Here is a 5,235-nt window from a genome sequence, read left to right on the forward strand (position 1 = left end):
CGGCGGGCCGGCCGCGCGCGGGGCCGGCGGCCGCCCCGCGCCGCCCCGCCTCCGCGACCCGTTCGTCGGCGGCGGCGGTGACGCTGCGCAGCAGGGTGGCGAGGGAGTCGGCGAGGGCGGTGAGGAGTTCTTCGGGCGTGCTGTCGTACGGCCTGCCGTGCCAGTGGGTGAGCGCGCCCCCCGCGAGCGCCGCCCCGCCGGCCAGCTCGCGCCGCATCCGCTCGGCCGCCTCCTCGTACGCGCCCGCCACGTGCTGCACCAGCCGCACCGCCGCCGCGTGCTGGGCGGCCGCCGCTCCGGCAAGCGCGGGCATCCGGGCGCGCAGCGAGGCGATCACCCCGGCGGCGGTCCGCTCGGCGGCGGCGTGGCGGGCGGTCGGGTCCTGGGCGTGCCGGGTGAGCCAGTCGCGCAGTGCCGCGACGGCCGTGCCGGGCAGCAGCCCGCTGCCGCCGCCCGCGGATTCGGGGAGCTCGGGGATGGTGAACCGGGGCACGTCCCCAAGACCGGCGGCCGTGAGCAGCGCCGCGTACTGGTGGGAGACCTCGGCGGCGACCTGGTGGGGCACCCGGTCCAGGACGGTGACGAGGGTGACGTCGTACTCCTTGGCGGTACGCAGCAGATGCCAGGGCACGGCGTCGGCGTAGCGGGTGGCGGTGGTCACCAGCACCCAGATGTCGGCGGCGCAGATCAGCTCGGCGGCGAGGTCGCGATTGCGGGCGACGAGGGAGTCGATGTCGGGCGCGTCGAGGAGCGCGAGCCCGCGCGCGAGCCCGGGGTCGGTCTCGACGCGCAGCGCCCCGGCCGCCGTCCGCGCCCCCTTGTCCGGCTCGTCGCGCGCCGCGCCCGCGTATGCCGCGCCGCCGTGCGCCCCCTGCTCGTACGCCCCCTCTTCGTATGCCCCCTGCTCGTATGCCGCCCCTTCGTATGCCGCCCCTTCGTACGCCTCGTCCTCGTACCCGCCCTCGGCCCGCTCGCCCTGCGCGGGCACCCACACCCGGGTCAGCTGCGGCAGCACCCGCTGTCCGGTGAACCACTGGCGGTCCTCCGGATGGCAGACGAGCACCGGCGTGCGCGTGGTCGGGCGCAGCACCCCGGCCTCGGTGACGCGGCGGCCGACGAGCGAGTTGACGAGCGTGGATTTCCCTGCGCCGGTGGATCCGCCGATGACCGCCAGCAAGGGCGCTTGGGGGGCACGCAGCCGGGGCACGAGGTAGTCATCCAGTTGGGCGAGCAGTTCGGCGCGGCCACGGCGAGCGCGGTCGGCGCCGGGAAGGGGGAGCGGAAACCGTGCGGCATCGACGCGATCGCGCAGTGCGGTCAGAGCGTCGAGCAGTCGGGGCCGTACGTCCAAGATCGCCACGGGTGAAGAATGCACGCTTTTGAGGTCTTTTTGAAGCGTATGCCCGTTCACGCGCGTCAAACAGACCCACCCGGATTACCCCAGATTGACCAAGGGGCAGGCGTGGCGACTGGGGCACGGGCATAACGAGTAGACAACACCCGCCCCCTGAGGCGTGAAAAACGATGCGGGATTCGCACCTGCCTGCGATTATCAAACCGCTTCACCGAACCTCCACAACGTGCCACGGAGGTGAAGCAACCGGGGCGAGGCGCACGGAGCCCTATCCTTGTCCCCGGCAAGGTCACGGATCCGCCGAGCCCGGCCACCGGCACCACGGCCCCGCACCGTCGGAACCGCAGGCACCCGGGGGCTCAGCAGTTGCGTGATCCACCGTCCGGCCCCCGTAGCTCAGTGGATAGAGCAGGTGCCTTCTAAGCACTTGGCCGCAGGTTCGAGTCCTGCCGGGGGCGCGTCGCTACCCTCTGCGTTATCGCAGGTCAGAGACGTCATACCACTACCCGTGAGGCGACCTACGGCACCAGGACACAGGTGACCGCGCACAAACCCGGCCCAGCCACACAGCCTGTCTTCGCCTCACGTCTCCGCAGATCAGCAAGGTGGGACGAGGAGCGTCAGTTCTGGCCCGCAGCGCCGCAGGTTCGAGCCATAGGGGGTAACTGCAGCAAGCAGCTGGTCACCCGCGCAAGGCGCGCAGGTCAGAAGGGGCCAGGGCCTACTCTTCGTGTGGCGATGGCCTGAGGTCTGGATCCTGGCCCATCGGCACGTCCTCGTCCTGTGCGGTCGATTCGGAAGCGCTGCTCTGCTCTCGCTGCTGCGCGACCCAGCTCACCACGTCGCGCAAAGCGGCCACCTGCTGCCGAGCCAGAGTTTCCGCCTCCGGGCCCTGAACCGTGTTGATACGGAACTCGAAACGCACATCCTGACGGCGACCGGCGCCACTCGCACCATCACCCGGACCGCCCCGGTCCACCATCGCATCACGATCGTCGGCCATAACCACCAGCCTGCCCAGGCGTCCGCCTCCGGGTCCGACAGCCACAGAAAAGCCAGCCCACATAGTGAACCGCCCCGGGTGAGATGGGGGCTCGATTCCGCGTAAGGGCCAGAGTCATGGCACGTTCCCTACCCGCCCAAGTGGCGCAAGCGTGCGGTGCGCATGGTCGCCGAGATCCGCGGCGACTACCCGACCGAGTCAGCAGCGATCAACGCCGCCATCACGAAACTGGGCATGGCTCGCGCGAGACGCTGCGCACGGGTCCGCCATGACCAGATCGACACCAGCAGCGGCCGGGGACGACGACACAGGAGTCGGCGCGATCAAGCCGCTACGCAAGGAGAACGCCGAGCTCAAGAGGGCGAACAGATCCTGAAGGCAGCGTCGGCATTCTTCGTGGCCGAGCCCAGCCAGCCACCGAGAGACACTTCAGGGGCAATTTCGCGCTGCCTCTCCACTCCGAACCTCCACACCGAACCCGTCTGTGAGCTCGGATGGCGTAGGAGATGACCTGCACCTCTAGGATATCTCGGCCCGTAGCTCCGTGCTCTGCAGACGGGTCCGGGGCAGGAGAGAGCCGCTTGCTGCACGGATCCCGGACATTGTGCGCACCTTGTACCGTCCGCAGAGGCCCCAGGCTCTTGGAACCTCTCCGCGGGCCATCTCCCCGCCAAGGCGTCTGGGCGCCCCCATGCGTGACCACTTCGGATCTTTCCCCGAGCCGTCGGCGGTCCGCCCAGGTGTGGTCGTCGCCGTTGGCACCTATTCTTTCTGGGCTGTGGAAGGGAGCCGTCAGGGGCCCGGTCTTATCAAGGTGGACGAGGGCGGACAGACCTTGAGAGGGGCGCTACTCACGGCACCTGTGGGCAGCGCGGTGTAGGAATAGCACTGGGCCCAGCCCGAGTCGGCGATCCACACCACGAGGATGGTGCGTGTCTTTTCCCGCCGGAGGGAGCGGATGCTCGGTTTGTGGTTCAGGGCCACGTCGATTTCCTGCCCGGCGAGTGTGCCGTCGGAGTTGGCGTCGAGGAGTCGGATCCTGAGTTGTTCGGCCGCGGCGATGACGGCGGCGTGTGCGTCGCGGTCACGGCTCCGTTGGACATCTTGCATGTGGCTGAAGAACCAGACCACCAGACTCGCGGCGATGAGGAAGCAGACCAGTACGGCGGCGCCGACGCAGCCGGCCGTCCGGGCGAGAAGCCCGGCCGGCCGGCCGTTGCGCTGTTGCGCGGTGGGAATCACCCTGTCATGTTCCCGTGTATCCGATGTCGGTCAGGCGTTTTTCCACCAGGCGTGCGTATCCGGTGGTGCCCGCCTGTTTCGGGTGGAAGGCCTCGCGGCTCAGGCACGTCTGGCCGATGCCGGAGAAGGCGATGCAGACAGCGTGCGGGTCGCCTTCGTGGAAGTCGCCGTCCCCGTTGGGACCGAGCACAATCTTGTTGATCCACTCCTCGCTGTCGCATCCTCCGTGGCCGACGAAAGGGTCGACGGGATTGGCGTACGACACGCGGAGTCCCTCGGCGCGCAGTTCGTCCACCTTGGCGTCCTGCGCGTGGTCCATGTAGTTGGCCAGGGTAGCCAGCGCGGCGGCTTCGCCGCCGTCGATCCACCAGGACCCGGTGCACTTGACCGTCCGACTGAGGATCTCCGGGTATCCCACCAGCAGGATTGTGGCGTGAGGGGCGCGCTCGGCGATGGCCTTCAGGGTGTAGACCATGTCCTCCTTCGTCTTGTCGATGAGTGCCTCGTACTTGTGGATGAAGTCGTCGTCGGCACAGTCCGTGGGGTACGCGCAGTCGGTGACGGCGTTGACGAAGGCGCCGTAGTTGTTGCCACCGATGGTGAGTGTCACCAAGGTGGTGTCCTTGGTGAGGACACCGGAGTCGACCTGGGGAATCTCCCGGAACTCGCCGTCTCCGACACCGATGTCCCCGCCCTCCGGGTAACTCGCGGGGACGCTTCCGTCGACCTGCCTGGTGCGAGCCCCGGAACAGGCGACGAAACCGAGTTCCGCGTTCGGGCTGTGGTTGTCGGACAGCAGTGAGAGGCCCTGAAGTTTCCGGACAGGGACCCGCGTAGGGTTATGAACGTCCGGAAAGAGAGAACGTGCCGCCCAGATACTCACAGCAGTTCAAGGACGAGGCCGTCCGTATGGTGCTCGACGGCCCTCGCCCGATCACCCATGTTGCCGCCGAGCTCGGCATCCACGAGACCAGCCTCGGCAAATGGGTCTCGCAATATCGGGCGTCGCTGGGCTCCACGCCCCAGCCCGGAACAGGCGAACCGAAGACCGACCGCGAACGGCAGCTTGAACGCGAGAACCAGAAGCTCCGGGAGGAGAACGCGTTTCTCGAAAAAGCGGCCTCCTTCTTCGCCAGCGAGCGTCGGTGATCTCCCGCTACGAGTTCATCGACGCGGAGAAGGCATGCTTCCGCATCGTCGACATGTGCCGCTGGCTCGAGGTATCCCGTTCCGGATTCTACGAATGGCGGAACCGGCCGGCCTCCGCAACGGCAAAGCGCCGGGAACGACTGCGATCCATGATCCGGGAGATATTCAACGCGAACCACCAGACGTACGGCTACCGGCGTATCCACGCGGTGCTGGCGAGGTCGGGTGAGCGGGCATCGTTGGAACTGGTGCGTGAGCTGATGCGGGAACTGGGGCTGGTCCCGTGTCAGCCGCGGCCCTGGCGGCCGGTCACGACGCACGCCAGCACCCATCGGATCCCCGACTTGGTGCGGAGGGACTTCACATCCGACCGTCCAGGCGTCAAGTTCGTCGGGTCGGGTAGCCGGAGGGAATCTCACCCTCCGGCCCCCACAGAACCGTGCGTAACAGTCTCCCGTTACACGGCTCTTGTCATCCTGTCCCCCAG

General features: G+C 68.3%; 6 protein-coding genes and 1 tRNA gene. 3 read left to right on the forward strand and 4 right to left on the reverse strand.

Going from position 1 to position 5,235, the window contains the following annotated elements:
* Positions 1-1,351, reverse strand: a 1,351-nt coding sequence (locus ACWDSL_RS51595) for a dynamin family protein (protein WP_450496497.1), incomplete at its 3' end; no start/stop codon positions are given.
* Positions 1,352-1,739: 388 nt separating this feature from the next.
* On the opposite strand from ACWDSL_RS51595, the gene ACWDSL_RS51600 reads away from it, so the two are divergent.
* Positions 1,740-1,812 (forward strand) — tRNA-Arg (locus tag ACWDSL_RS51600).
* A gap of 263 nt (positions 1,813-2,075) precedes the next feature.
* Here ACWDSL_RS51600 and ACWDSL_RS51605 read toward each other — a convergent pair.
* The 3 genes from ACWDSL_RS51605 to ACWDSL_RS51615 all read right to left on the reverse strand — a co-directional run bounded on the left by ACWDSL_RS51605 (position 2,076) and on the right by ACWDSL_RS51615 (position 4,209).
* Positions 2,076-2,357 carry a hypothetical protein gene (locus tag ACWDSL_RS51605; RefSeq protein ID WP_450496488.1) on the reverse strand — a complete coding sequence of 94 codons (282 nt, stop codon included), beginning with the start codon at positions 2,355-2,357 and terminating at the stop codon, positions 2,076-2,078.
* A 792-nt stretch (positions 2,358-3,149) separates the two neighbouring features.
* Positions 3,150-3,599: a hypothetical protein gene (locus ACWDSL_RS51610; RefSeq protein WP_450496490.1), complete on the reverse strand. Its 450-nt coding sequence runs from the start codon at positions 3,597-3,599 to the stop codon at positions 3,150-3,152.
* A 4-nt stretch (positions 3,600-3,603) separates the two neighbouring features.
* Positions 3,604-4,209, reverse strand: a complete 606-nt coding sequence (locus ACWDSL_RS51615; RefSeq protein ID WP_450496492.1) for a hypothetical protein — start codon at positions 4,207-4,209, stop codon at positions 3,604-3,606.
* 254 nt (positions 4,210-4,463) lie between these two features.
* Between ACWDSL_RS51615 and ACWDSL_RS51620 the strand changes: the two genes are divergently transcribed.
* Positions 4,464-4,748 carry a transposase gene (locus ACWDSL_RS51620; protein WP_450496494.1) on the forward strand — a complete coding sequence of 95 codons (285 nt, stop codon included), beginning with the start codon at positions 4,464-4,466 and terminating at the stop codon, positions 4,746-4,748.
* The coding region (locus tag ACWDSL_RS51625; RefSeq protein WP_450496496.1) for an IS3 family transposase at positions 4,745-5,235 on the forward strand (491 nt) is incomplete at its 3' end. The genes ACWDSL_RS51620 and ACWDSL_RS51625, both read left to right, overlap by 4 nt.

The organism is Streptomyces sp. NPDC000941 (genome assembly GCF_053599555.1).